The 25,450-nt window shown below is 59.3% G+C and carries 27 protein-coding genes and 1 pseudogene; 12 read left to right on the top strand and 16 right to left on the bottom strand.

The annotated features are described in order from the left end of the window. Window positions 1-25: 25 nt before the first annotated feature. The 5 genes from fapB to AC3WMV_RS03830 form a co-directional block, all read right to left on the bottom strand. On the bottom strand, window positions 26-598 hold the full coding sequence (gene fapB, locus AC3WMV_RS03850; RefSeq protein WP_027612702.1) for a fibril amyloid subunit FapB: 573 nt from the start codon (window positions 596-598) through the stop codon (window positions 26-28). A gap of 1 nt (window position 599) precedes the next feature. Beyond that, complete coding sequence (fapA, locus tag AC3WMV_RS03845) at window positions 600-1,049, bottom strand: functional amyloid chaperone FapA (RefSeq protein WP_027612703.1); 450 nt, start codon at window positions 1,047-1,049, stop codon at window positions 600-602. A gap of 335 nt (window positions 1,050-1,384) precedes the next feature. Next, window positions 1,385-1,909: an AAA family ATPase gene (locus tag AC3WMV_RS03840; RefSeq protein WP_027612704.1), complete on the bottom strand. Its 525-nt coding sequence runs from the start codon at window positions 1,907-1,909 to the stop codon at window positions 1,385-1,387. Further along, complete coding sequence (gene pnuC, locus AC3WMV_RS03835; protein WP_097087355.1) at window positions 1,906-2,469, bottom strand: nicotinamide riboside transporter PnuC; 564 nt, start codon at window positions 2,467-2,469, stop codon at window positions 1,906-1,908. Before pnuC ends, AC3WMV_RS03840 begins: the two co-directional genes overlap by 4 nt. Before the next feature lie 168 nt (window positions 2,470-2,637). Next, the gene (locus AC3WMV_RS03830; RefSeq protein WP_103366999.1) at window positions 2,638-4,272 is read right to left on the bottom strand and encodes a methyl-accepting chemotaxis protein; all 1,635 of its coding nucleotides are present in this window, start codon (window positions 4,270-4,272) and stop codon (window positions 2,638-2,640) included. A gap of 304 nt (window positions 4,273-4,576) precedes the next feature. On the opposite strand from AC3WMV_RS03830, the gene AC3WMV_RS03825 reads away from it, so the two are divergent. Both AC3WMV_RS03825 and AC3WMV_RS03820 read left to right on the top strand, forming a co-directional pair. Next, the gene (locus AC3WMV_RS03825) at window positions 4,577-5,407 is read left to right on the top strand and encodes an undecaprenyl-diphosphate phosphatase (RefSeq protein WP_103367000.1); all 831 of its coding nucleotides are present in this window, start codon (window positions 4,577-4,579) and stop codon (window positions 5,405-5,407) included. After that, the gene (locus AC3WMV_RS03820; RefSeq protein ID WP_027612708.1) at window positions 5,404-5,832 is read left to right on the top strand and encodes a DUF1294 domain-containing protein; all 429 of its coding nucleotides are present in this window, start codon (window positions 5,404-5,406) and stop codon (window positions 5,830-5,832) included. Before AC3WMV_RS03825 ends, AC3WMV_RS03820 begins: the two co-directional genes overlap by 4 nt. Before the next feature lie 125 nt (window positions 5,833-5,957). On the opposite strand, the gene AC3WMV_RS03815 is transcribed toward AC3WMV_RS03820, so the two are convergent. Together AC3WMV_RS03815 and AC3WMV_RS03810 are read right to left on the bottom strand one after the other, a co-directional pair. Beyond that, window positions 5,958-6,317, bottom strand: a complete 360-nt coding sequence (locus AC3WMV_RS03815; protein ID WP_096796554.1) for an MmcQ/YjbR family DNA-binding protein — start codon at window positions 6,315-6,317, stop codon at window positions 5,958-5,960. Continuing rightward, entirely contained in the window at window positions 6,314-7,222 is a 909-nt protein-coding gene (locus tag AC3WMV_RS03810; RefSeq protein WP_007964611.1) for a LysR substrate-binding domain-containing protein, read from the bottom strand. The genes AC3WMV_RS03815 and AC3WMV_RS03810 overlap by 4 nt, the downstream gene beginning before the upstream one ends. Before the next feature lie 125 nt (window positions 7,223-7,347). Here AC3WMV_RS03810 and AC3WMV_RS03805 point away from each other — a divergent pair, with 125 nt between their 5' ends. Next, window positions 7,348-7,959, top strand: coding sequence for an FMN-dependent NADH-azoreductase (locus tag AC3WMV_RS03805; protein WP_064587669.1), 612 nt, complete (start codon window positions 7,348-7,350; stop codon window positions 7,957-7,959). Window positions 7,960-8,197: 238 nt separating this feature from the next. Then, on the top strand, window positions 8,198-9,235 hold the full coding sequence (locus AC3WMV_RS03800; protein WP_027612711.1) for an alpha/beta hydrolase family protein: 1,038 nt from the start codon (window positions 8,198-8,200) through the stop codon (window positions 9,233-9,235). 122 nt (window positions 9,236-9,357) lie between these two features. On the opposite strand, the gene AC3WMV_RS03795 is transcribed toward AC3WMV_RS03800, so the two are convergent. Both AC3WMV_RS03795 and AC3WMV_RS03790 read right to left on the bottom strand, forming a co-directional pair. Next, window positions 9,358-10,545 carry an MFS transporter gene (locus AC3WMV_RS03795; protein WP_103367001.1) on the bottom strand — a complete coding sequence of 396 codons (1,188 nt, stop codon included), beginning with the start codon at window positions 10,543-10,545 and terminating at the stop codon, window positions 9,358-9,360. A 264-nt stretch (window positions 10,546-10,809) separates the two neighbouring features. Next, window positions 10,810-12,396 carry an ABC-F family ATPase gene (locus AC3WMV_RS03790; protein WP_027612713.1) on the bottom strand — a complete coding sequence of 529 codons (1,587 nt, stop codon included), beginning with the start codon at window positions 12,394-12,396 and terminating at the stop codon, window positions 10,810-10,812. 396 nt (window positions 12,397-12,792) lie between these two features. On the opposite strand from AC3WMV_RS03790, the gene AC3WMV_RS03785 reads away from it, so the two are divergent. Next, window positions 12,793-13,272 carry an anti-virulence regulator CigR family protein gene (locus AC3WMV_RS03785; protein WP_103367002.1) on the top strand — a complete coding sequence of 160 codons (480 nt, stop codon included), beginning with the start codon at window positions 12,793-12,795 and terminating at the stop codon, window positions 13,270-13,272. A 447-nt stretch (window positions 13,273-13,719) separates the two neighbouring features. Then, entirely contained in the window at window positions 13,720-14,619 is a 900-nt protein-coding gene (gene lpxO / locus AC3WMV_RS03780; RefSeq protein ID WP_027612715.1) for a lipid A hydroxylase LpxO, read from the top strand. A gap of 145 nt (window positions 14,620-14,764) precedes the next feature. Here lpxO and ku read toward each other — a convergent pair whose 3' ends face one another. Further along, complete coding sequence (gene ku / locus AC3WMV_RS03775; RefSeq protein ID WP_096796557.1) at window positions 14,765-15,637, bottom strand: non-homologous end joining protein Ku; 873 nt, start codon at window positions 15,635-15,637, stop codon at window positions 14,765-14,767. Between the two features lie 189 nt (window positions 15,638-15,826). On the opposite strand from ku, the gene AC3WMV_RS03770 reads away from it, so the two are divergent. Together AC3WMV_RS03770 and AC3WMV_RS03765 are read left to right on the top strand one after the other, a co-directional pair. Further along, entirely contained in the window at window positions 15,827-16,168 is a 342-nt protein-coding gene (locus AC3WMV_RS03770) for a hypothetical protein (RefSeq protein ID WP_097087364.1), read from the top strand. 52 nt (window positions 16,169-16,220) lie between these two features. Beyond that, window positions 16,221-17,366 (top strand): PQQ-dependent sugar dehydrogenase, encoded by a 1,146-nt coding sequence (locus tag AC3WMV_RS03765; protein WP_103367003.1) that lies wholly within the window; start codon window positions 16,221-16,223, stop codon window positions 17,364-17,366. Window positions 17,367-17,510: 144 nt separating this feature from the next. Here AC3WMV_RS03765 and rimI read toward each other — a convergent pair whose 3' ends face one another. Continuing rightward, window positions 17,511-18,620: a ribosomal protein S18-alanine N-acetyltransferase gene (gene rimI, locus AC3WMV_RS03760; protein ID WP_103367004.1), complete on the bottom strand. Its 1,110-nt coding sequence runs from the start codon at window positions 18,618-18,620 to the stop codon at window positions 17,511-17,513. Window positions 18,621-18,712: 92 nt separating this feature from the next. Here rimI and AC3WMV_RS03755 point away from each other — a divergent pair, with 92 nt between their 5' ends. Beyond that, window positions 18,713-20,287, top strand: coding sequence for a RimK family ATP-grasp domain-containing protein (locus AC3WMV_RS03755; protein WP_096796561.1), 1,575 nt, complete (start codon window positions 18,713-18,715; stop codon window positions 20,285-20,287). 7 nt (window positions 20,288-20,294) lie between these two features. Continuing rightward, window positions 20,295-21,218, top strand: coding sequence for a magnesium transporter CorA family protein (locus AC3WMV_RS03750; RefSeq protein ID WP_103367005.1), 924 nt, complete (start codon window positions 20,295-20,297; stop codon window positions 21,216-21,218). A 146-nt stretch (window positions 21,219-21,364) separates the two neighbouring features. On the opposite strand, the gene AC3WMV_RS03745 is transcribed toward AC3WMV_RS03750, so the two are convergent. Beyond that, the gene (locus AC3WMV_RS03745) at window positions 21,365-21,700 is read right to left on the bottom strand and encodes a DUF2834 domain-containing protein (RefSeq protein WP_103367006.1); all 336 of its coding nucleotides are present in this window, start codon (window positions 21,698-21,700) and stop codon (window positions 21,365-21,367) included. A gap of 253 nt (window positions 21,701-21,953) precedes the next feature. Between AC3WMV_RS03745 and ilvA the strand changes: the two are divergent. Beyond that, window positions 21,954-22,943, top strand: a pseudogene (gene ilvA / locus AC3WMV_RS03740) (threonine ammonia-lyase, biosynthetic); the annotation flags it as partial. A gap of 30 nt (window positions 22,944-22,973) precedes the next feature. On the opposite strand, the gene AC3WMV_RS03735 reads toward ilvA, so the two are convergent. Both AC3WMV_RS03735 and eco read right to left on the bottom strand, forming a co-directional pair. Next, complete coding sequence (locus tag AC3WMV_RS03735) at window positions 22,974-23,279, bottom strand: NIPSNAP family protein (RefSeq protein WP_003225174.1); 306 nt, start codon at window positions 23,277-23,279, stop codon at window positions 22,974-22,976. A 21-nt stretch (window positions 23,280-23,300) separates the two neighbouring features. Beyond that, the gene (eco, locus tag AC3WMV_RS03730) at window positions 23,301-23,786 is read right to left on the bottom strand and encodes a serine protease inhibitor ecotin (RefSeq protein WP_096796565.1); all 486 of its coding nucleotides are present in this window, start codon (window positions 23,784-23,786) and stop codon (window positions 23,301-23,303) included. Window positions 23,787-24,156: 370 nt separating this feature from the next. On the opposite strand from eco, the gene AC3WMV_RS03725 reads away from it, so the two are divergent. After that, window positions 24,157-24,426 carry a DUF1652 domain-containing protein gene (locus tag AC3WMV_RS03725; RefSeq protein ID WP_007964586.1) on the top strand — a complete coding sequence of 90 codons (270 nt, stop codon included), beginning with the start codon at window positions 24,157-24,159 and terminating at the stop codon, window positions 24,424-24,426. Here AC3WMV_RS03725 and AC3WMV_RS03720 read toward each other — a convergent pair. Next, on the bottom strand, window positions 24,423-24,821 hold the full coding sequence (locus tag AC3WMV_RS03720; RefSeq protein ID WP_103367008.1) for a hypothetical protein: 399 nt from the start codon (window positions 24,819-24,821) through the stop codon (window positions 24,423-24,425). The two genes, AC3WMV_RS03725 and AC3WMV_RS03720, sit on opposite strands and share 4 nt — an antisense overlap. A gap of 90 nt (window positions 24,822-24,911) precedes the next feature. Continuing rightward, window positions 24,912-25,181: a DUF2790 domain-containing protein gene (locus AC3WMV_RS03715; protein ID WP_103367009.1), complete on the bottom strand. Its 270-nt coding sequence runs from the start codon at window positions 25,179-25,181 to the stop codon at window positions 24,912-24,914. Window positions 25,182-25,450: the final 269 nt, after the last annotated feature.

Below are 25,450 nucleotides of genomic sequence, written 5' to 3'. Positions count from 1 at the left end.
AATTGCACTGCTTTTGTTGTTTGGGTCAGTCAGCGACCCGGATGCTCAGGGTGTTAGCCATACGGTTCCCCACCCCGGCACTCTGGTTCACCTGAATCACCCCTCGGCTGCCGGTGAAGGCCTGATCACTTGTCGTGACCTGGCGACTGCCGGGTGAGGTGCCAGTTGCTCCTGAGCTCGGTAAAAGCGCCACGTTCTGTTGCGACAGGGCGCTGTCGTCAACGCTTTGCGGGGCAGCACTGATGCTGACGCGCGTCACGTTGGCCATCTGGTTGTTGGCCCCGGCGCCCTGGTTCACGCCCAGGATTCCGTTGCCATTACTGAAAGAGTTGCCGCCAATGGTGGCGCTGGCGTTCGTTGAAGGGTTGGCCGGTGTATCGATGTGCTGCCGGACGTTGGTGGTAGCACTGGCCGAAGTACCAATGGCGATGGCTTTGGTATTGGTTTGTTGCATCTGGTCGCCAGCAGCCTGGTTGACGTTGTAGTTGCCGCGGTACTGGACGCCGGTGTCCTGAATGTTCGCGTTATTGACCGAGTCGGGGGCGGCCAGCGCCTGGACGCAGCCGAAAAGGGCAAGTAAAAGAAGAGAACGATTCATCTCATTGACCTCCGGCCATGCGGGTCAGCGGAGCAAGACCGGAACTCATCGCACGGTTGACGGTGTTGGAAATCGAGCCGCCCGCGCCACCGCCGTGACCGCCGCCCATGCCGGGCAGGCCGTTGGGATTGGTCAGGGTGTTCATGCCAGGCATGTTGGCGGTGGGCGTGGTGATATTGCCGCGAATCGAAGCGCCACTGGCTACACTGGCAAATTCACCGTCATTGAGCTCGGTGCTGGTCATCGCCTGATTGATGCGAGCCGAAGGGTTGGCATTGACCGTGGTTGGGTAGGGGTCTTTGCCACCGCTGCGCCCGATAGGAATGGGCTGAACGTCGCGGTTGAGAACGATCACGCCATTGCCTTCGGCCTGAACGTTGAAACTGATGAAAGTGCTGGCGGCTGATCCAATCAGCAGAAGGCAGGTCAGGCCTTTATTGATATTCCCCACGGCGGCAATTCCTTCTTCAGTGGGCTGGCTCTTGTCAGCGTTGGGAAGGAGAGAGCGAAAGCTGTGCCGCTTTTGAGTTGTCTATTGTTTTCAACGGGTTGGCGCTGCGGCACGCAATCTTGATACATAACCTGTTTCAGCGCTGAAACAGTCACGCCGACAGCGGCGGGGGCAGGGGCGGTGCAAAGCTCTGGAACAAGGGTTTGCCGGGGACTGTTTCACCCGCGTAACAGATACCCTGACAGAATGATGAAGGCCATTTAAACGGCTGCTTTGCGCGGGGGTGGGTGTTTCAAGAATGGACACTTGGGCTCCGAAAGGAGCTGTTTGCCAGGTCAATCAGCCATTAAACGCGCCACGGCTTCGAAAGCCTGAGACCGCCGCTCATCCCAATCGCCCTGAATGATCTGCAGCGGTTGCCGTTGTTGTTCCAGCCAGTCGCGGGTGGCCTGAAAGAACGCCATGCGTTCACTGAGCTGCGGCTGGCAGCGTTGGCCGTCGTCGGTCCAGTCGATCTGCTCCGGCGACAACAGCAGATGCAGGTCGTAATGCCGGGCCAGCAGCTCGGGTTCCAGCCACGCCGGGCAGTCGCCAAACAGGGTCTGGCTCCAGAGGATGTTGCTCAGCAAATGGGTATCGAGAATCAGCAATTGCGGTTGCTGCGCCCGTGCCTGATCCTCCCATTGCAACTGCCCACGGGCAATAGCGGGGATGTCGTTGAGGCAGGTATCGCGTGGATTCTGCTCGATGAACCAGCGCACGTATTCGTCCACCCGCAGGCCGCCGAAGCGCGCCTGAAGGCCAGCGGCCAGCCAGCTCTTGCCGGTGGATTCCGGGCCGGTGAGGACAACTACCTTCATCGCTGCAACGCCGGATCGGCGCGCCATTCGCGCCAGCCTTGCACAGCAATCAGGGTGAACAGGGCATACAGCGCGGCGGTGAGGTACAGACCCTTGTACAGGAACAGGCCGACGAAAATCACATCCAGCACGAACCACAGCGCCCAGCATTGCAGACGTTTCTGCGCCATCCACAATTGCGCAACCAGGCTGAACGCCGTCAGCGCGGCATCGAGCCACGGCTGCGCCGCGTCGGTCCAGTGCGCCATGGCCGCACCCAGCAGCAGACTGCCGAGGGCGCCTACGCTCAGACCGAGCAGGATCGAGCGCCGATCCAGACGCGTGACTTCACGGCCGTCTTGCATCGTCCCGGCGCGGGTCCATTGCCACCAGCCGTAGACTTGCAGCGCGGCGTAAATCACTTGCAGCAACATGTCCGAGTACAGCTTCACGTCATAGAAAATCCAGCTGTACAGCAACACCATGACCAGGCCGATCGGCCAGCACCACGGATTCTGTTTGACCGTCAGCCAGACGGCGATCACACCGAGGGCGGCGGCAAACAGTTCAAGCCCGGACATGGGGGTTCCTTGGGGGAGTGCAAGAAGGGGCGCAATTGTACCCAAAAACCTTGAATGACGAATAACCCTGTGGGAGCGAGCCTGCTCGCGAAAGCGGCATGTCAGCAACGCAGATGTTGACTTACATTAAGCCTTCGCGAGCAGGCTCGCTCCCACAAGGGTGAGGGGTCAGACGCGGAACTGGCGCAGCAACTGGTTCAGCTGTTCACTCAACTGCCCAAGCTTGACGCTCGCCACACTCGACTGCTCCGCCGCCAGCGCCGTGCTGTGAGACAGGCCGGCCGCCTGCGTGACGTTCTGGTTGATGTCCTCGACCACATGCGCCTGTTGCAGTGTGGCGCTGGCAATCGAGGCGTTCAGGCCATTGAGATTGCGCAGGGCCTGGCCGATGGCATTCAGGCTCGCGCCGGCCAATCCCGCCTGTTCGATGGTCAGTTGCGAGGCCTTGCTGCTGTCGCCGATGACCTTCACCGCGGCTTCGGAATGATTTTGCAGGCGTTCGATCATGCTCTGGATTTCCGCTGTCGACTTTTGCGTGCGCTGCGCCAGCAACCGCACTTCATCGGCCACCACCGCAAAGCCCCGGCCCTGTTCCCCGGCGCGGGCCGCTTCGATGGCCGCGTTGAGTGCCAGCAGATTGGTTTGCTCGGCAATCGAGCGGATCACCTCAAGCACACTGCCGATCTGCGTGCTTTCGGCCGCCAGGGTGCGAATCACTTCGACCGCTTGGTCAATGGTTCCGGACAACTTGTCGATCTGTTGCAGACTGCCGTCGATGTTGATCTGGCCCTGCTGTGCCTGAGCTTCGGCATCGCGCATTTCAGCGGCAGCATGTTCGGCGTTCTTCGCCACATCCTGCACGCCGTAGGTCACTTCGTTGATTGCGGTTGCGACCAGTTCCATCTGCTGCGATTGCTGTTGGCTGCGCTGCTGGGCCTGAGTCGCATCGTTGCCCAGTTCACTGGACGACTGACCCAGCGCACTGGCCGAAACCTGCAGGTCACCGATGACTCGGCGCAACTTGGCGGTGAAGGCGTTGAAGTGATGCGCCAGTTGCGTGACTTCGTCCTGACCGTGGGTGTCGAGGCTACGGGTCAGGTCGCTCTCGCCGCTGGCGATGTTGGCCATGGCGTTCACGGTTTCCTGTAACGGACGGACGATGCTGCGGGCAATCAAAATCACCAGCAGGGCCATGATCACGGCGATCACCAAACCAATCACCGAAGCCTTGATTAACTGCCCCCGGAACTCGCTCTGCACATCATCGACGTAAACGCCCGAACCGAGCACCCAGCCCCACGGCTCGAACAATTTTACATAGGAGGTTTTCGCCACCGGTTCGCTGGCACCGGGCTTGGGCCAGCGGTAATCGACCATGCCCGCGCCTTTGCTTTTGGCGATCGCGACCATCTCGTTGAACACCGCGAAACCGTCCGGGTCACGGATCGCCGAGAGGTTCTGGCCTTCGAGTTTGGGGTTGGTCGGGTGCATGACCATCACGGGGGTGAGGTCGTTGATCCAAAAGTAATCGCTCTGGTCGTAGCGCAGGCCACGAATCGCGGTCAACGCCTGTTTCTGCGCGGCGTCGCGGGTCAGGGTGCCGGCGGTTTCCAGGTCGTGGTAATAGGTCAGCAGGCCGCTGGCGGTCTGCACCACATGCTGGGTTTTCTGCGCCTTGGCGTGGTACAGGTCATCGTGGATCTGCTTGAGCATCAACACGCCCAAGGTCAACAACATGACTACCGCCACAATCAAAATGAGCCACAAGCGTCGGCTGATCGACACACTGCGCAAGCTGTTCATAACGCTGTCACTCCGATTTCTTTTTCTTGTAATAAATCAACGCCAGCATCCAACCACGTTTGGGTGGTCAGGCATACGCGACCCAAGTCGAATAACGCCGCAGCACTATTAAGGCTTGTCTGTTAGGATTTCGGCCCCGCGCGTGAAAACCTGAATCCAAATTGATATTTCACGGAATTTTGACCGTTTCGTGTGGATGCTGTGTGCGCGGAATCGGTACAGCTACAAACAGCTACGCTGATCGCAGTGAACGTAAAAAAATACTATCGGGGCATGCCTTTGTGCATCGCTCTTTGGGGGACTGATGGATCTTTGGACCGCCTTGCAGGCACTGATTCTTGGAGTTGTAGAGGGGCTGACGGAGTTTTTGCCCATTTCCAGTACCGGACACCAGATCATTGTTGCCGACTTGCTCGACTTCGGCGGCGAACGGGCCATGGCGTTCAACATCATTATTCAGCTCGGCGCGATCCTCGCGGTGGTCTGGGAGTTTCGTCGCAAGATTCTCGACGTGGTGATCGGCTTGCCGACCCAGCCGAGTGCGCGGCGTTTTACCGCCAACCTGTTGATCGCGTTTCTGCCGGCGGTGGTGCTGGGGGTGATTTTTGCCGACCTGATTCACCAATACCTGTTCAATCCGATCACTGTCGCGACCGCGCTGGTGGTGGGCGGTGTGATCATGCTGTGGGCCGAGCGTCGCCAGCATGAGGTGCACGCCGAAACCGTGGACGAGATCACCTGGAGGGACGCGCTGAAAGTCGGTTTCGCGCAGTGTCTGGCGATGATTCCCGGCACTTCGCGTTCCGGCTCGACGATCATCGGCGGCCTGCTGTTCGGCCTGTCGCGCAAGACCGCGACCGAGTTCTCGTTCTTCCTGGCCATGCCGACCATGGTCGGTGCGGCGGTGTACTCCGGTTACAAGTATCGCCATCTGTTTGTGCCGGCGGACTTCCCGGTGTTTGCCATCGGCTTCATCACCGCGTTCATCTTCGCCATGATTGCCGTGCGCGGTCTGCTCAAGTTCATCGCCAGCCACAGTTACGCGGCATTCGCCTGGTACCGGATTGTTTTCGGTCTGGTGATTCTGGCGACCTGGCAGTTCGGCTGGGTCGACTGGTCGGCGGCGAAACCATGAGTGATTCCCGCGCGCGCCGCCCGGATGGACGACCGTCCGGTGGCGGCATTCAGCATCTGAAACTGAAACTGGCGGTGCTGCTGATCGTGTGCGCGCTGCCGCTGTTCGGCTCGCTGTCGATGTGGCTGCGCGGCATCTCGCTGGTGCCGTTGACCGCTTATGGCGTGGTCAGCGTGCTGGCGTTTTTCATGTACTGGGCAGACAAGCGCAAGGCCCGCGCCGATGCGTGGCGCACACCGGAGAACATCCTGCACGCGCTGGAACTGGCTGGCGGCTGGCCCGGCGCGCTGATCGCCCAACAGGTATTCCGGCACAAGACGCGCAAGGTGTCGTTTCAGATTCTGTTCTGGGTGATTGTGGCGCTGCATCAGGTGTTCTGGATCGATCAGTTGTTTCTCGGTTCGAACCTGCTTTCACATATTTAAGCTTCACACATGACCCATGTGGGAGCGGGCTTGCTCGCGAAAGCGGTGTGCCAATGGACGAATATGTTGTCTGACACACCGCTTTCGCGAGCAAGCCCGCTCCCACCAAAATCAAAATCAAAAAGCTAGAGCAGTAATCCGATTTGGGTTTTCTTCGGCAACTTGCTCACCACCAACTGATGCGACCGTGTCAGCAACCCGCGTAATTCCTCCGCACCCAGCGGGTAGGGCGGGTGCATGATGATCCACTGCGCCCGCGCCAGATAAGGCGCAGGGTGAATACCCGGGCGGTCGCAATGGCCGAGAAACAGGTCCTTGTCGACCTTGAACGCCAATGAATCCCCGCGCAGCCCTTGCAGGGCAAACATCTTGTTGCCGGCAATCGAGAACACCCGCACGCCGCCCCATTTGTAATCCTCCCGCGCACCCGGCAAGGCCAGGCAGAAGGCGGCGACATCCGCTTCGTTCATCTTTCCCTGTTTCATAACAACCGCTCCCCACACGCATTGAACGATTCGACCAGATGATCGATCCATGCCCGCACCGCCGGCATCACCCCGCGTCGATGCGGATACACCGCCTGCAACCAGCCGCCGGGCAACGACCACTCGGGCAGCAATTGCACCAGCGCGCCGCTCTCAAGGTCGGCTTCGCAATACATCATCGGCAGCAGGGTAAAACCCTGGCCGGCGAGCACACAGGCCTTGCGCACGATGAAGTCATCGATGCCCAACCGCGCCTCCATGTTCAGTTCGACGCTGTTGCCTTGCTCATCCAGCAAGCGCACATGCACCATGCGATCGGCCTCCAGCGCGCCGAGCACCGGCAGGTTCTTCAAGTCCTGCGGATGAGTGATGGTTTTGCCCTCGACAAAGGCCGGGCTGGCCACCACGACCATTTGCGCCTGGCGCAGACGCCGGGTGACCAGCAACGGATCTTCATCGCCCAACTCGCGCACACGCAACGCAACGTCGAAACCTTCGGCCACCAGATCCACCCGGCGATTGAGCAACACCACCTCCAGTTGCACCTGAGGGAATTTGCCGAGGAATTCGCTGATCACCCACGGCAACATTTCCCGCGCCAGACCGGTAGGACAGGATACTCGCAGGCGGCCACGTGGCTCGCTGGACATGCTGGCGACCGCTTCGTCGGCCATCTCCGCTTCCAGCAACATCGCCTGACAGTGACGCAAGTAGCGCTCGCCAACCGCGGTCAGGTTCAACTGGCGCGTGGTGCGTTGCAGCAGACGGGCGCCGAGGCGCTCTTCGAGTTCGGCGATGCGTCGTGACAGGCGGGACTTGGGAATGCCCAGCAAACGCCCGGCTGCGGCGAAGCCACCGGCCTCGACCACCTTGGCGAAATAGTAGAGATCATTGAGATCCTGCATGAAAAGTCCACCGTTCTATCAGTGGGACGAACTATCGCATTGTCGGCGGCTAATCAGCTATTGGTTTCTTCCGTAGGATTGTCTCCATTCCGTCGCCGCCGGCGATTCTTTACAGGAGATTCCACATGAAACTGCTGCACATCGATTCGAGCATTCTGGGCGACAACTCCGCTTCCCGTCAGTTGAGCAGCCAAGTCGTCAAAGCCTGGCAAGCCGCCGAGCCAACCGCCGTGGTCACCTACCGTGACCTGGCCGCCGACGCCATCAGTCACTTCTCGTCGACCACCCTGGTGGCTGCCGGTACTACTGCTGAGCTGCGCGACGCCGCACAACAGCACGAAGCCGAACTGAGCGCCTCGACCCTGGCTGAATTCATCGCTGCCGACGCCATCGTCATTGCCGCGCCGATGTACAACTTCACCGTGCCGACCCAGCTCAAGGCCTGGATCGACCGCGTCGCCGTTGCCGGCCAGACTTTCCGTTACACCGAAGCCGGCCCTGAAGGCCTGTGCGGTGGCAAGAAAGTGGTGATCGTCTCTACCTCCGGCGGCATCCATGCCGGTCAGGCGAGCGGCATCGCTCACGAGGAATATCTGAAGCTGGTACTGGGCTTCCTCGGCATCACCGACATCGAAATCGTCCGTGCCGAAGGTCTGGCCTACGGTGAAGAAGTGCGCAACAACGCGATGAGCGCTGCTCAGGCGAAGATCAGCGAGCAACTGTTCGCCGCCGCGTAAGCATTGCGTAAAGACCAGCTGCCGTTCAGGTAGCCCCTCAAAAAACTCTGTATTCTGGTTCTGCAAGGGCCAGATGCGGAGTTTTTTGTTTCTGACTGTTGCATAATCTGGCCCGGGTTATGCAGTCAAACGATCAACGTCTGAGTGCACCGCTGCGCCGGATCTCCGAACCTCAGGGTTTGGGGCGTGTCGGAACACAAAGGATCTTTCGATTGAGTAACACAGGGTGGGCCATCCCATGATGCGTCTTTGTGCAACGTTACTGATTTGCCTGCTCGGCAGCCTCGGTTCAGTGCATGCCGCGCCCGGGCGACACCCTGTCTGGAGTGTCGGTTACCACGAAATGACATTCCTCGATCCGCTGGATCTGCAACCGATGCGCGCCATCGCCTTCTATCCTTCCAGCGACCGCGAACATAGCAGCCTGCTTGAGGGTTACACCGTCGAGGCAGGCGCCGACACCAAGGTCGCGATCGGCCGCTTCCCGATGCTGATGCTGTCTCACGGCAACACCGGCACGCCGCTGGCACTGCATGACCTCGCCACCTCGCTGGCACGCAAGGGCTTTGTAGTGGTCGCGGTGATTCATCCCGGCGACAACTCCAAAGACCACAGCCGCCTCGGCACCCTGAGCAATCTGTATGGGCGGCCGATCCAGATTTCCGAAGCGATCACCGCAACACTCGGCGACCCGATGCTCTCGCCGTTCGTCAACGCTGATCAGGTCGGGGTCATTGGTTATTCGGCCGGTGGCGAAACCGCGTTGATTCTCTCCGGCGCGCAGCCGGATCTGGATCGTCTGCGCCGCTACTGCCAGGAACGCCCTGACGACCATGATGCCTGCAACACCCAGGGTGAACTGATCGTCGACCGCGACGATTTGCAGCCAGTGGCCGATTCGCGCGTGCATGCCTTGCTGCTGATGGCGCCGCTGAGCCTGAAATTCGGCCGTAGCACCCTGGCGGATGTGCATGTGCCGGTGCTGCTGTACAGCGGCGATGGCGACAAACTGGTGGCCTTCGACAAAAACGCCGCGGCTCTGGCGCGCAAACTGCCGACCGCGCCGGACTTCAAGTTATTGGCCGGGGCAGGGCACTTCGTATTCATGGCGCCGTGCAACGAAGAGCAGATCCGCGCCATGCCGGCGTTGTGCACCGACGCTGATGGCGTGGATCGCGAAGACATTCACCGCAACCTGATTTCCGAGGCCGGGCAGTTCTTCTCGCGCACGCTGGGCAAGCCGAGCCGGGCGGGGATGCAGACCGCGGATCAATAAACGACTCAATCCCCCTGTGGGAGCGGGCTTGCTCGCGAATGCGATAGATCAGTCACTCTATATTTTGACTGACCCACCGCCTTCGCGAGCAAGCCCGCTCCCACAGTGATTTGTACGAAATTTCAGGATGTCGAGTGGCGCTTGAGTACCAAGGTCAACCCCAGCCCGATCACTGACAACAGCGCCGCACTGAAGAAAATCCACGCATACCCCAGGTTCAACGCCACTGCGCCCATCAACGGCCCGGCAATCGCCAGCGCCAGATCAAAGAACACCGCATAAGCCCCCAACCCCGAGCCACGGCTGGAACTGGGCACCTGCTTGATCGCCTCGACCCCCAGCGCCGGATACACCAGCGACAAGCCAAACCCGGCCAGTCCCGCGCCAATCAGGGCGAATGCGGTAGAGGGCGCCAGCCACAGCAACACCAGTCCGATGGTTTCGATGCTCATGCAGGCGATCGCCGAATTGAAACCGCCAAAGCGGCTGATCGCCGAAATGAACAGCAGCCGCGACAGGATGAAACATACACCGAACACCGTCAGGCAATACGCCGCGCCGCTCCAGCCACGGTTGAGGTAATAAAGGGTGATGAAGGTGGTCAGCGTGCCGTAACCGATCGACGCCAGAGTCAAACTGGCCCCATACGGTGCAATCCGCCCGAACACCGCCCAAAAAGGCAGCCGTTCGCCGCGTACCACCGGCACCGAAGGTTTATTGCGGATCAACACCAGGGCGCCCGCGGCCAATATCGACAAGGCGATACCCAGGCTGGCAAAGCCGTAGTCGGCGACCATCACCACGCCCAGTGGCGCGCCAATGGCAATCGCGCCGTAAGAGGCGATGCCGTTCCAACCGATTGATCTTGCCGTGTGTTCGACACCGACCTGGCCCATGCACCAACTGATGGTACCGACCCCGATCAAGCCCTGTGCCACGCCGAGCAGCAGGCGCCCGACGATCAGAATGATCAGGCTCGGCATCGGGAAGTCCTGCAACAGCGTTGAGATCAGCGTCAGCAGCCCGCTGAGCACAATCCCCGACAAGCCAAAAACAATCGCCCGTTTGGTGCCCAGCGTATCCGACATGCGGCCCGCCATCGGCCGACTGAGCAGGGTGGCCAGATACTGCGAGCCAATGACCAGCCCCGCAATAATGGCGCTGAAACCCAGCTGCTCATGCACATAACCGGGCAGCACCGCGATCGGCAGGCCGATGCACAGGAAGGCGACAAAGGTGTAGAACACGATGGAGACGATCTGCAGGGTGATCGCCAGGGAGCTTTGCGGAGGCTGTTGCTGCGCAGACATGTGGACTCGTTCGCGGGCGGCGGTGGGAGAGTGGGCATCATGGCTGGGTGCTGGAATAAAAGGAAGCAGGCTAACTATTTTTCCTGGCTATTCCGATTACTGCTGATGGCCTCATCGCGAGCAGGCTCACTCCCACAGGGGACTGCATTCCAAAATGTGGGAGCGGGCTTGCTCGCGAAGGCAGTCGCACCAACATAGTTTCCCCCCCTGAAATGCAAAAAGCCCTGTCACAAGGACAGGGCTATTCTTCAAACCTGCAGCGATTTAGAACACCACACCCTGACTACGCAGGTAGTCATCGTAAGTGCCGCTGAAGTCAGTCACGCCGTTGGCGCTCAGCTCGATGATGCGCGTCGCCAGGGACGATACGAACTCACGGTCGTGGCTGACGAAGATCAGCGTGCCCGGGTAGTTTTCCAGCGCCAGGTTCAGCGCCTCGATCGATTCCATGTCCAAGTGGTTGGTCGGTTCGTCCATGATCAGCACGTTCGGCTTTTGCAGGATCAGCTTGCCGAACAGCATGCGACCTTGCTCACCACCGGAAATCACTTTGACCGACTTGAGGATCTCGTCGTTGGAGAACAGCATGCGGCCCAGAGTGCCGCGAATCATCTGCTCGCCCTGAGTCCACTGACCCATCCAGTCGAACAGCGTCACGTCGTCTTCGAAGTCGTGCGCATGGTCCTGAGCGTAGTAGCCCAGTTCCGCGGCGTCGGTCCACTTGACGCTACCGGCATCCGGGGTCAGTTCGTTGACCAGGGTACGCAGCAGGGTGGTTTTGCCGATACCGTTCGGGCCGATGATCGCTACGCGCTCGCCCGCTTCAACCTGGAAGCTGAAGTCTTTGAACAGTGGCTTGCCGTCGAAGCCTTTGGCCATTTTTTCGACCATGACCGCCTGACGGTGCAGCTTTTTGTTCTGCTCGAAGCGGATGAACGGGCTGACGCGGCTGGACGGCTTGACCTCGGCCAGCTGGATCTTGTCGATTGCCTTGGCGCGGGAAGTCGCCTGTTTGGCTTTCGAGGCGTTGGCCGAGAAGCGGCTGACGAACGATTGCAGCTCGGAAATCTGCGCTTTCTTCTTGGCGTTGTCCGACAGCAGTTGCTCGCGGGACTGGGTCGCCACGGTCATGTACTCGTCGTAGTTGCCCGGGAACAGGCGCAGCTCGCCGTAATCCAGGTCAGCCATGTGCGTGCACACGCTGTTCAGGAAGTGACGGTCGTGAGAGATGATGATCATCAGGCTGTTACGCTGGGTCAGAACGTTTTCCAGCCAGCGAATGGTGTTGATGTCCAGGTGGTTGGTCGGTTCGTCGAGCAACAGCACTTCCGGATCGGAGAACAGCGCCTGCGCCAGCAATACGCGCAGTTTCCAGCCTGGCGAGACTTCGCTCATCGGGCCGAAATGCTGTTCCAGCGGAATACCCAGACCCAGCAGCAGTTCACCGGCGCGGGATTCGGCGGTGTAGCCGTCCATCTCGGCGAACTCGGTTTCCAGCTCGGCCACGGCCATGCCGTCTTCTTCGCTCATCTCCGCCAGCGAGTAGATGCGATCGCGCTCGGCCTTGACCTTCCACAGCTCTTCGTGACCCATGATCACAGTATCGATCACGGTGAATTCTTCGTAGGCGAACTGGTCCTGGCGCAATTTACCCAGACGAACGTTCGGCTCGAGCATGACCTGACCGCCGGACGGATCGAGGTCGCCGCCGAGGATTTTCATGAAGGTCGACTTGCCGCAACCGTTGGCGCCGATCAGGCCGTAGCGGTTGCCCGCGCCGAATTTGACCGAAACGTTTTCGAAGAGCGGCTTGGCGCCGAACTGCATCGTGATGTTAGCTGTGGAGATCAATTGCTTTACCTATCAATGGGTTGCGAGCCGCACATTTGGCGCTTGGGCCATTTCTGGGGCATTTTGGAGCTTTTTCTTCCCGACCCGATCAGTGCTGGCGGTAAGCCGGCAGGCGTGGGGCGAGAGCAGCATCTGGACGCGGTGTCCAAGCTGTTGGGCAATAAAGGCGGGATTCATGCCAGACATTGCGCGCATTGTCGCATAAGTCATGCGGCAGTTGTATGGCGGACGCTGACGAACCGGCAGGCTGCCTGCATCGGGGAACGCAAAATGCGCGTTCACGCAGCGGTTTATCGAATTCATGAGTGTCGATGCGGACTTCCAACAATCATGGGAGGGACTAAAACTCCCGATATCGTCTACATTTCATCAAGGAATTCCGATGAGAGGACGGTCATGTTTAAAAAACGCTTACTTGTTGCGTCTGTTGCTTGTCTGGCCTTGGCGGTGAGTTCTGTAACGGCACTGGCCGATCCGGGAAATGGCAATGGCAATGGCAACGGCAACGGCAAAGGGAATGGCAAGGGCGGCCCGCAGAACAGTCAGGGACATGGCAATCAAGGGGGCAAAAACAAAGGATCCAGTTCGGGCAACTGGGATCATGCACCTGTGGTTGATCGAAGCGGTGTGCTGACAGTGCTCAACGGCTACAGAGACTACTGGAGTCCCGGGCCGGCGCTGCCTCCCGGTATTCAGAAGAATCTGGCGCGCGGCAAGCCGTTGCCGCCGGGTATCGCCAAAAAACTGGATGGGAGACTGGCGGGGCGCCTGCCTCATTACGATGGCTACGAATGGCGGCAGGCGGGCACGGACTTGATTCTGGTAGCCATTGCGAGCGGGCTTATTTACGAAGTGCTGAATGGCGCTTTCGATTAATCGGTTGCCGGTTCTAAGGCAGCATCTCCAGCAGAGGCCGCGCCGAAGGTCAGGTAACGGATCATGACGGCGGGGCCCTTAGGCAGCATGGCGTCCATGGTCAACCTATCGGACTCGACCACAATATCGTCCGTGGGCACGGCATAGCGACCTCGGTCGAAGCGTATTCCAACCTTTGGTTTTGTTCTGCGTCAGCACTCCTGCACCTGCACGAGCGTATTGTCGCGCCTGCCGTTTGGCAGATTCTGCGGACAGTTTTTAACAGATCAGGTTCACCATTGGTTACAAAGTATGGCTAAAATGCCATCCGATTACCCAATAGCCGCTAACGGCATGGGCTCAAGGAAGTGCCACCGGGATAGTATCTGTATTCATGCCACTGCATAGACCCTGGGCCTCCGGCCGGCAGGCGCGCAGTTTGTTCACTTTTGACGTGTGACGATTTCCGTGAAACTCATCATTGCCGCTATTTATGTCATTTCGATTGCATACGTTCACCTTCGTGGCCGTGTGCGTCACAAACTGGGCCGTCAACTGAGCGATCACTCGACGTTTCTGGCCCCGATCAACTGCTTCCTTTACCTGTTTTCGAAGAAGCCGAACAAACCGTATCTCGATCCGTCCGAGTTTCCGGACCTGAGCCCGTTGCAGGCGCATTGGGAAGAAATTCGCCAGGAAGGGCAGGATCTGCTGCGTGCCGGTGAGATCAAGCGCTCGAATCAGTACGATGACGTCGGTTTCAATTCGTTCTTCAAAAGTGGATGGAAGCGTTTCTACTTGAAATGGTACGGCGAGAGCCATCCGTCGGCGATGAAGCTGTGCCCACGCACCACTGAGCTGGTGCAGAGCATCGGCTCGATCAAGGCGGCGATGTTCGCCGAGCTGCCACCGGGTTCGAAACTGGTTCGCCACCGTGACCCGTATGCCGGTTCGTACCGCTACCACCTGGGTCTCGACACGCCGAACGACGCCGGTTGCTACATCAATGTCGACGGCGAGAGCTACCACTGGCGCGACGGCGAGGCGGTAATGTTCGATGAGACATACATCCACTACGCCGAAAACACCACCGACAAAAACCGCATCATCCTGTTCTGCGACATTGAGCGCCCGATGAAATATCGCTGGGCGGCGGCGTTCAACAGTTGGTTCAGCCGTACCGTGATGTCGGCGGCCGGTGCGCCGAATGACGCTGGTGACCGCACTGGCGGGATCAACCGCCTGTTTACCAAAATCTACAAGGTTCGCCTGCGCGGTAAAGAGCTGAAGAAGCGTAATCGTGCGCGTTACTACATGGAAAAATGGGCGATCTTCGGCGGTTTGCTGGCGATCTTCATTTTGATCTGACCGGTGTATCGCGCCTGGTTATGCCATCGCCAGCAGGCTGGCTCCTACAGTGGAATGTGAGTTCAGGAAAGAACGCATTTCAACTGTGGGAGCGATGAGTCTCTCAAAGCCAACCTGTCAGCTTCCTGACAGGAACCGCATCTGATTACTCCCCCGAGGCCTTTTTGGTCTTTCTCGCCGGGGCTGCCTTGCTGGCAGGCTTGTCTTTTGCCTTCGCTTTGGCCGGCGCTTTACCGCCCAGGCTGCGCTTAAGCAACTCGGTCAAGTCGATAACATCCGCAGACTTGCGCTCTTCCTCGCCACCCACGGTCTCGACATCTTCGATCTTGCCTTCATGGGCCTTTTTCTCGACCAGGGCCATGATCTTGTCCTCAAACTCGTCCTTGTAATCCTCCGGGCTCCAGTCGCCGCTCATGTCCTGCACCAGACGTTTAGCCATGTCCAACTCGCCCTTGGCCAGTTGTGGCTTGGTCACTTCGCTGCCCAGTTCCAGTTCGTCTAGGCCGCGCACCTCTTGCGGCCAGCGCAGTTTGACCAGCACCAGCGCCGACTCCAGCGGCATCAGTGCCGCCAGATATTGCCGAGTGTGCAGGACGACACGGGCGAGGGCGACCTTGTTGGTTTTGCTCAATGTTTCACGCAGCAAGGCGTAGACCTTGCCGCCACGTTTGTCCGGGGCCAGGTAATAAGGCGTGTCGATGTTCTGCAGCGGGATCTGCTCGGCATCGACGAAGGAAAAAATGTCGATGGTCTGCGTCGACACCGGGTGCGCCGAGCGGATCTCTTCCTCGCTGAGCACCACGTAGCGACCTTTTTCATAGGCCACACCTTTGACGATGTGCTCCTTGGTGACTTCCTTGCCGGTGACCTTGTTCACCCGTTTGTAGCCCACCGGATCCATGCTGCGGCTATCGAGCCAGTCAAAGTCCACGCCGTGCGAAGAGGTTGCCGACACCAGCGCGACAGGGATGTGTACCAGTCCGAAACTGATCGCGCCTTTCCAGATTGCCCGAGCCATGGTGAGTTCTCCAAGTGATGATCAGGTGACCTGTGGCGCAGTGCGAAAGTTTCCGGCATTTGCGTGGCGCGCGGCGTTGCCGGTCAAGCCGTGTTACATCTTGTTTAAGGGCTACGGGTTAACAAATCCGAACCCGGGGCGTAGCGTGGACTCGAAGGCTCTATCACCTGTGCATCGAGAGGCCACCCCATGAACCGAATACTGCCAGGCATTATCGTTCTGCTCCTTGGGGCCGGTCTGGCGCATGCCGACGTCGCGGCACCGTCCGCGCCGCTATTGCTGGCGCAAAGTCCCACCGGCACCAACAACAATCCCTACAACAGCCCGATCCGCCGGGCCAATCCCAACAGCATGCAGGGCACGCAGCCCAGCGCGCCGGCGATTCGCGGGCCGAATACCGTGCCGGCGCCCAGTACGCCCACCGTTGGTAACGGCGGGATTGGCAATGGTCAGCAGCAACGCTCGGTGCCGAGTACGCCTCCCAAATTCATCCCCAACCCACCGCCACGCGATGGAGACAGCAACCGTTGAACGGCGGGACTGCGTTCCTGTCAGCCTTTGAAATGAACAAAAGGAATCGTGCATGTTGCGTAAAACCCTTCTAGCCACGCTGTGCGCCGGCGCGCTGATCAGCGCTCCAGCTTTCGCCGCTGCTCCACAAGAGTTGCAAAGCGAGCAGGGCACCCTTGAAGTCACCACGATTACTCAAGGCCTTCAGCACCCTTGGGCGCTGGCGTTTCTGCCGGATCGTCAGGGGATGCTGGTGACCGAGCGCCCGGGAGCCCTGCGGCTGATTACAGCCGACGGCAAGCGTTCCGAGCCCATCAGTGGCGTGCCGAAGGTCTGGGCCAAGGGCCAGGGCGGTTTGCTCGACGTGGTGCTGTCGCCGGACTTCAAACAGGATCGTCTGGTCTATCTGTCCTACGCCGAGGGCGGTGGTGCCGGGGACAAGGCCGGTACGGCGGTGGGGCGTGGGCGGCTGTCGGATGACCTGAAGACGATCAGCGATTTCAAGGTGATCTTCCGTCAGGAGCCGAAACTCTCGACCGGCAACCACTTCGGCTCACGACTGGTGTTCGACCGCGACGGTTATCTGTTCATCACCCTGGGCGAAAACAACGACCGACCGACCGCGCAGGATCTCGACAAGCTGCAGGGCAAGGTCGTGCGGATCTTCCCCGACGGCAAGGTGCCGGATGACAACCCGTTCGTGGGCCAGTCCGGCGTGCGTCCGGAAATCTGGTCGTACGGCCAGCGCAATCCGCAGGGCGCGGCGCTCAATCCGTGGAATGGAACTATCTGGGAAAACGAACACGGCCCCCGTGGCGGCGATGAGGTGAACATCATTGAGCGCGGCAAGAACTACGGTTGGCCGCTGGCGACCCACGGCATCAACTACTCGCTGCAACCGATCCCGGAAGCCAAGGGCAAGAGCGTCGAGGGCGCGGTTGACCCACACCATGTCTGGGAAAAATCACCCGGTGTCAGCGGAATGGCGTTCTATGACGCTGACCGCTTCAAGCCTTGGCAGCAGAACCTGTTTATCGGCGCGCTGGTTAGTCAGGAGCTCATTCGTTTGCAGTTTGACGGGGACAAGGTGGTGCACGAGGAACGGCTGCTGGGTGAGCTGAAACAGCGGATTCGCGATGTGCGGCAGGGGCCGGATGGCTATCTGTACGTGCTGACGGATGAACAGGATGGTTCGTTGTACAAAATCGGTCTGAAATAACTTCACTTCAGACACTCAGTCTCAACTGTAGTGAGGGGATTTATCCCCGATGGCCTGTGCAGCAGGCCCTTAAAAATTCAGGAGGGCCCGCTTCGCGCCATCGGGGCGGTGCGACGTTTCGCTAAATCCCCTCACTACAACGGGTCAGCCAGAGATTTCATTCCGGGCATACAAAACCACCGCCGCGCGCAATTTCCCCCGACCAAACCGGCTCATTTTCTCAAACTCGCCATGGCTGACCGGCACATGCTGGCAGTCCATCGGCTGACGATGCTGGCTGTGATCGACATCTGGATCGTGCAGATACACAAAGTCTTCATCGCAATCGGTGACCACCACCCAGTGCGGTGACTTGGAACGGGTCAGGCGATAGCTGCTGATCAGCACCAGAGGCAGTCCGCCAGCCTGTAACAACTTCGGCAAATCCAGGTGGGTGCCAATCTGCCGATCGATGTCGGTTTCGTGCATTTGCGCAGTGAACTCCTCGTGCACCAGGCGCATGACGTCTTTTTTATGCTCATCGCGCACGCCATCGAGGAACAATGGCCCGGCCATACTCAGCTGCAAACGCACCTTAAAACCCCGTCGCCAGGCCGCCAGTGCCAAGCCCTGGGGGCTGCAGCCACCATGGCCGGAGGTCATGAACACCGTGGTCGCTTCACGCCAGATCTGCAATTCCTCACGCCGCTCCAGCAAGCGCTCAGGTTGCAGCGCGCCCATGGCCATCAGCAGGCAAGCCGGGCCACAGGTAAATTCAGTGGTTTGCGGGTAATAGGGCACCTTGATGTTGCGCGAGTCACGGTGCTGAACAATGCGCTTTTCCAGACGCAACGCATCGGCGTGGTCTTCGTAGTAATCGTGAATCAACGCAAAGCGTCGGTAGCCGTTGCGCTCGTAAAGCGCGATGGCGGTGGGGTTGTCGATACGCACTTCAAGGCGCAGGTATGCGCAGTCATGCTCGACGGCGCAGGCCTCGATACGTTGTAGCAACTGTTTGCCCAAACCGCTGCCGCGAGCCTCGCCAGCAATGGCGATCGAGTACAGGCGCGCCAGCGAGGTGCCGCGATGAAACTGCACCAGTGCGTAGCCGAGCAATCGACCGTCGATCTCGGCGACCATTAGCTGCGCGTGGGCGCGAGTGATCATCCATTGAAAGCTGCGGCTGGTGAGCCGGTCGGTGGTGAAACATTGCATTTCCAGGGCCAGCAGCGCTGGCAGATCTTCAACTACCGCCAAACGAAAAACAGCATTCATATGACCACCGTAAAAGTTGCGTAACGAAACGGGACTTTCGAAAAACTTCGTGCTTAATAGAAATGGTCTTGTTCTCCAACGGATCAATCTCTATGTCAGCGGTACAGGGTCATTGGCGCGAAGTATCCGAGCAAAGTTTGCCGGCGGCAACTTTTTTAAATCCAGCCATCAGAACTTCCAGTCAAGTGTTGATTATCGTCGAACGCAAGGAAGACTGGGCCTCGTACTTTCCCAGTGAGGACATCGTCACGGCTCAGGAATACCTCGAGCAAACCCGTGACAGCGAGCCGGGCAAGCGGGTGCAGGTGATCAATCTGTGCCGCAGCTACAAGTACCTGGGCCACGGTTACTACTGCTCGCTGCTGGCTGAAGCCCGCGGCCACAAAGTGATTCCCTCGGTGCGCACCATCAGCGAGCTGACAAAAAAATCGCTTTACGGTCTGGCACTGGACGATCTCGATAAAACCCTGGAAAAGGCCCTCAGTCATCATCTCTACAGCGATACCGAAGGTTTTACTCTGACACTTTACTTCGGCAAGACGCATATCGAGCCGCTGCAGGATCTGGCTCGACAGTTATTCGAAGTGTTTCCTTGTCCGATCCTGTTAGTTGAGTTTCGTCGAACTAACGGTTGGCACATCGAAGGCATAAAGTCCGGCGCTCTGCACAAGTTGCGTGATGACCAGGAAGATCAGTTCGCCAATGCGCTGGACGGCTTCAGCCGCAAAGTCTGGCGGGCGCCACGCTCGCCACAAGTGGCGCGTTACGACCTGGCGATCCTGCACGATCCGCAGGAAGCCTTGCCGCCATCCAACGCCAAGGCGCTGGAAAACTTCGTGCGGGTCGGCAAACGCATGGGCATCGACGTCGAACTGATCGAGCGCAGGGATTATGCGCGGATCGCCGAGTACGACGGCTTGCTGATCCGCGAGACCACCAGCGTCGACAACCACACCTATCGCTTTGCAAAAAAAGCCGAAAGCGAAGGGCTGGTGGTCATGGATGATCCGACGTCGATCCTGCGCTGCACCAACAAGGTGTATCTGACCGACCTGCTCAACAGCCACCAACTGGGCATGCCCGCCACCGAAATTCTCTACAAGGAACGACCGGAAGACTTCGAGCGGGTCGGCGAACGCCTCGGTTTTCCGCTGGTGCTGAAGATCCCCGATGGCTGTTTTTCTCGCGGAGTGATCAAGGTCGAAAGCCAGCAGGCATTGCTCGAAGCCACCGCCGAACTGTTCGAGCACTCGGTGTTGCTGCTGGCTCAGGAGTTTTTCTACACCGAGTACGACTGGCGCATCGGCGTGCTCAACCGCAAACCGATCTTCGCCTGCCAATACTTCATGTCCAAGGGACACTGGCAAATCTACAACCACAAAGCCAAGGGCCAGGACATCAACGGCGAGTGTCGCACCCTGGCCGTGCACGAGGCGCCGCGAGCGGTGGTGGAACTGGCGGTCAAGACCGCCAACCTGATCGGCGATGGCCTCTACGGCGTGGACCTGAAACAGGCCGGCGACAAAGTGGTAGTAATCGAGGTCAACGACAACCCCAACCTCGATGCCGGTATCGAAGACGCCTACTTGCAGGACGATCTGTATTCACTGGTGCTGGAGGAGTTCGTGCGACGGCTGGAGCTCAAGCGTCGCGGCCAGGCCTGGTGACGCGCCGATGATCAGCAGTTTCGCATTGAGTCATGGCGCGTTGCAGCGGGTCGAGCGGCTGGATGCCGAGGTGATGCTGTTCAGCAATCCCGATGCGGCCGAACGCGATTTGCTGCACAGCCACTACAAGGTCGACGAACACGCGTTGGCCTCGGCGCTGGACCCGGACGAGGTCTCGCGAATCGAGTTTCACCCTGATCATTTATTCCTGATCTGGAAACGTCCGGAAAACTATTCCGGCGGTGGCAGCCTGGCGTTTGAGGTGTCGTCCTGCGGCCTGCTGTTCGCTCCCGGGCAACTGCTGGTGATCGCCACCGACGACACGCCGTTGCACGGCATCGGCACGCGCCAGCCGCTCAACGCGCCGCTGGATGTGTTGCTCGATTTGCTGTTCAACAACATCCATCACTACCTCGGCCATCTGAAGGTGATCAAACTGGTTGCCCGCGAGCTGCAACAGAAATTCAACGCCTCGATGCAGAACCAGCATCTAGTGCAGATGTTTAATCTCAGCGAAAGCCTGATCTATTACATCAATGCCCTGCACAGCAACGGCGCGGTGCTGACGCGGCTGCGCAATCATGCGGAAAAACAGCATTTCGGCAGTGAAGCGATCGGGCTGATCGACGACCTGATCATCGAAAACAACCAGTGCTACAAGCAGGCGGAGATCTACTCCACGGTGTTCTCGGGGCTGATCGATGCGCGCGGCAATCTGATGAACAACAGCATGAACAACCTGCTGCGCAAACTGACGTTGATCAACGTGGTGTTTCTGCCGTTGAACCTGATTGCTAGCATTGGCGGGATGTCGGAATTCAGCATGATGACGGCAGGCACGCCGTGGTGGATTTCTTACCCGTTGTTTCTGCTGGTGATGTTGTTGGGGGCGGGGGGGATGTTGTTTGGGTTGCGGCGGTTGGCCAAGTGATCTGTTGTGACTTGGCCGACGCCTTCGCGAGCAAGCTCGCTCCCACAGTGGATTGCGGGTTGGCACGGGATCTGTGCCTGATACAAATCCCTTGTGGGAGCGGGCTTGCTCGCGAAAGCTATTTCAGCAGCACCGGAGGCTCAGGATCAGCCCGCTGGATCTGGCACAATCACTTTCCGGCGCTCCCGAACCCCACGCACCACCAGATACAACAACGGCCCAATCGACACAAACACCGCCGTCAGCAGCAGATACGGCACCACCGACCAGATCGACATTCCTCGCGCTCGCGCGTCCTTGACCATCCATACCCCGGCCAGCGTCGCCATCAGATACAGATCAATCACCACCTGCGCCGTGTCCGGACGCGACATCAGGCTGAGGCCGAAGTCGATCAACGACTGTTCGGCCTGGAGCATCACCGATACGGTGTAGCCAGTAAACGCAATCAACGCAGTGAGGGCCAGGGCGACAGACATCATGCATTCCTTCCTTGGGGGTGATGAGCAGAATCGCCAGCCTACCTTGGCGTCCGCAAATAAGCCATTGACTCGCCGGCCGCCGCCGGGCTAATTTCAGGCCCATGACCTCCACCGTATTGCGCTGCCAGCCAAGCATTATTACCGCCATTCCTCATTTGGCGGGCTAGCTCACGACTGCAGCACCCAACCCGCCCTAGAGGCGGGTTTTTATTTTCTGTCTCCGGGGTTCTGATCAAAACGTCAGGAGACGACCATGCCGCACAGCCCCGACCAACAAACCCTGCTTGAGCAGTACGTGAAAAGGATCCTCGCCGCGCCGGTCTACGACATTGCTGTGCGCACGCCGTTGCAAGCTGCGCCGGCGCTGTCCGAGGCGCTGGGCAACCGGGTCCTGCTCAAGCGCGAAGACCTGCAACCGACGTTCTCCTTCAAGATCCGTGGCGCCTACAACAAGCTGGTGCAATTGAGCGATGCGCAGAAAGCACGCGGGGTGATCACCGCTTCGGCGGGCAATCATGCCCAAGGCGTGGCGCTGGCAGCGCGGGAGCTGGGGATCGCGGCGACCATCGTCATGCCCTCAACCACGCCCGAACTCAAGGTGTTTGGGGTCCGAAGTCGGGGCGCCGAGGCGCTGCTGCACGGCGAGAGTTTTCCGTTTGCCCTGGCCCATGCGCTGCAACTGGCCGAGCAGACCGGGCGCACTTTTGTCTCTCCATTCGACGACCCGGACGTGATCGCCGGCCAAGGCACGGTGGCCATGGAAATCCTCCGTCAGCATCAGGGGCCGCTGGATGCGATCTTCGTTCCGGTGGGCGGGGGCGGGCTGATCGCCGGCATCGCGGCGTACGTCAAATACCTGCGACCGGAGGTACGGATCATCGGTGTCGAATCGGAGCATTCGGCCTGCCTGAAGGCGGCGCTGCAAGCGGATGCGCGCGTTGTGTTGCCCAGTGTCGGAACGTTCGCCGATGGCGTGGCGGTGGCGCAGATCGGCGCTTATGGTTTTGAGGTGTGCCGGTTCTGCGTGGACGAGGTGGTCACCGTCAGCAATGACGAGCTGTGCGCGGCGATCAAGAATATCTACGACGATACCCGCTCGATCACCGAGCCTTCCGGGGCATTGGCGGTGGCCGGCATCAAGCAATACGTGGCGCGCAGCGGTGTTCGCGAGCAGACCTTCGTCGCGATCGACTCCGGCGCCAACATCAACTTCGACAGCCTGCGCCACGTCGCCGAGCGCGCCGCGGTGTGCGGCGTGCCGGCGTGATAACACTCAGGGCAGCAGTGGGCGCAGGAAACTGCGCTCGTAGCTGACGATGAATTTCTTCTGCACCAGTGATTCCACCAGCGCCGTGCTTTCCGGGTCGGTCAGCGCGATGTGCCGGTAGCTTTCGTAATCGGCCAGCGAAGGAAAGCTGAACAGGCAATAAGCGATGTTGCTCGCGCCCTCGGAGGGCAGGAAATAGCCGTGATGCGTGCCGCCCAAACGCTCGACGATGCCCAGCCAAGCCTTGGCGTAGGCCTCGAATTCGGTCAGTTGGTACGGATCGATGACGTATCGCACATGGCAGGTAATCACGTTTGGCGCTCCCTGTTCAGGTCATTCCGCAATGGCAGTGCCGACCTTGTCCGAAGCCGACCAGATGCGATAGCGCACCTCGACATCTTTCGGGGCGTAGATCACCAGTGGCAGCTTGCTGTTGTAGCGCAGCATGAAGCCGTCACCAACAACCGGGACAAAGGCGCGTTTCTTCGCGGTGCCGGGTGGGCAGGCCATCAGCGTGCTCATCGGGCCGATGACTTTTTCCAGGCGGTAGAACGGATAGCCCCAGCCTTCGAGGTTTTTCTCGTCCAGAGCGCCGCCCAGGCGCTGGCGATTGCAGTCGACTTCCAGGGTTTTGCCGGCGAGCACTTCAACCTGAAAGTTCTCTTCCTGATCCTGTTTGGGCAGATAGATGACTTGGCGGGTGAAGCCGTTTTCCGCCTTGGGATACGGCGCAACGTCTTCGAGTTTGGCCGCGTGGGCGAGGGTGGACAGGCCGGCAACGAGCAGACCGATTGTCGCGCGAGCGCGTAAAGAACCCATGAAAGCCTCCTGGCGGGTGTAGGGTGGATGTCGGGCATTCTCACTGTCATCAGCGATGAATGCAAACCGGTGTCGACTTGCAAATTGCAGTGCTCAGGAGGGTCGATCTTGCATTTTGCAACTGGCCAACTGCTGGCCACCGCGCCAAGTGCTTGATTTCATGAGGGTCGAAATGACCCGATGAAAGGCACGTTTTATGCGTCGCTTAGGTGCAGCGCACCGGCTTCGGGCGCCTACACTCCAATGGGCATTTCGCAGTACAACCGTTTGCCGCACCAGGGAATCAGCGGGGACACACCCGTGCAGGGGCAGCAAAAGCGGTCAACGTGAAGAGTTGATTGGCAGTTTCATCAATAAGGAGAGGTTCACCATGTTTCTGTCTGCCTTGGAACTACGCAATATCATTGAAAGCAGTTTTTTGCCTAAACGCTGCCAGTGCACGCTGTCGCCTGACTTGTCGATGACCGTCAAGGTCTTCGGTGACCACCAGACTGACCAGGTTGATCTGCACGTCAGCGGTATCGACGCCAGCCATCTCAATGGCTGTCGCGAGATCAACGAACTGATTGCCGGCCTGCGTTCGGATCTGGCGCAACAAACCACGCCACAGCATTACAGTCCTCGCTCCAGAGCGCTTTAACTCACCGTTTCACCCAGTTCGACCGTCACGCGCCGGGCCTGCACAAAGCCAAGGCCCAGCGCGAACTCGACCAGCACTGCGAGCAGAATCCCGGGGCCGGTGTGGCCGTTCAGCCATTCGCCAAAACCCAGTACCGCCAGACCAAAACAACCGACGATAAACCCGTTGCTCAGGGCATTGCGACCCAGCGACGGCGGCGCGCTGCGCACCAGATAAAACATCACCCCCAACGCCGCAAACAGCACCGCACTGCGCCGTGCAACAAAACCGGCAGCGCTCGAATACTCAATGCTCCAGATCGCCAGCAACAGCTGCGGGAAAAAGCCCCAGACCAGCGCCAGTACAAAACACAACGAAGCAGTGATGATCGACAACGTGCGAAACGACAACTGCATGGCGAGTCCCTGCGGCAGTGAGAAGTGACCCCGAGCATAACCCGCGAAGCCTTCACCGCCTACCGCAAAGCCGCAAATCAGAGCCTTCTGTCAGTTCTGGAAGTTGCAGGCGTCAGACATTTTCCGATAGGTGATTTCCGCTGGCTTGCCCGCATTGTCGATGTACTTCATGTCAGCGGTGATGACCTTGCACTGCTGAGTTTGTGGCTCGGTCAGCGAGATCACTTTGTTCACATGCAACCGCATGCCGTACTGGTAAGGAACGGGCTGGGTAGCAGCGTTGGTGTCATTGGCCTGAGCCAGCCCGGCGAATGCGCTGCAGGCGAGGGCGGAGGTGAGCAATAGCGTGCGAATGTTCATGAATCGGACTCCCGTGCGACGGAATAAGCATTCGGCGCCTTACGGCCGAACCTGCCGCACTCGGCGCCAGCCAGGGGCTGAGGTGTGCGGTTCAGTACAGTCTTGGACTGCGGCGTTAAGCGATGGTTAACCTGGCTGAACGCCGGCTGTCTGGCAGAGGGAGGATTTCTCGGGGATACGGGGCCGATTCCTACAAGGGGTGATGCCTTGTCTGCTTTCGGCGGTGGGAGCAGGGCGGGTATGGTTTGGCGTCGCTGCAAAATCAGCGG

The organism is Pseudomonas sp. FW305-3-2-15-E-TSA4 (genome assembly GCF_058787295.1).
The sequence above is the reverse complement of the archived record's forward strand: the minus strand, read 5'-3'. Positions and strand labels throughout refer to the sequence as shown.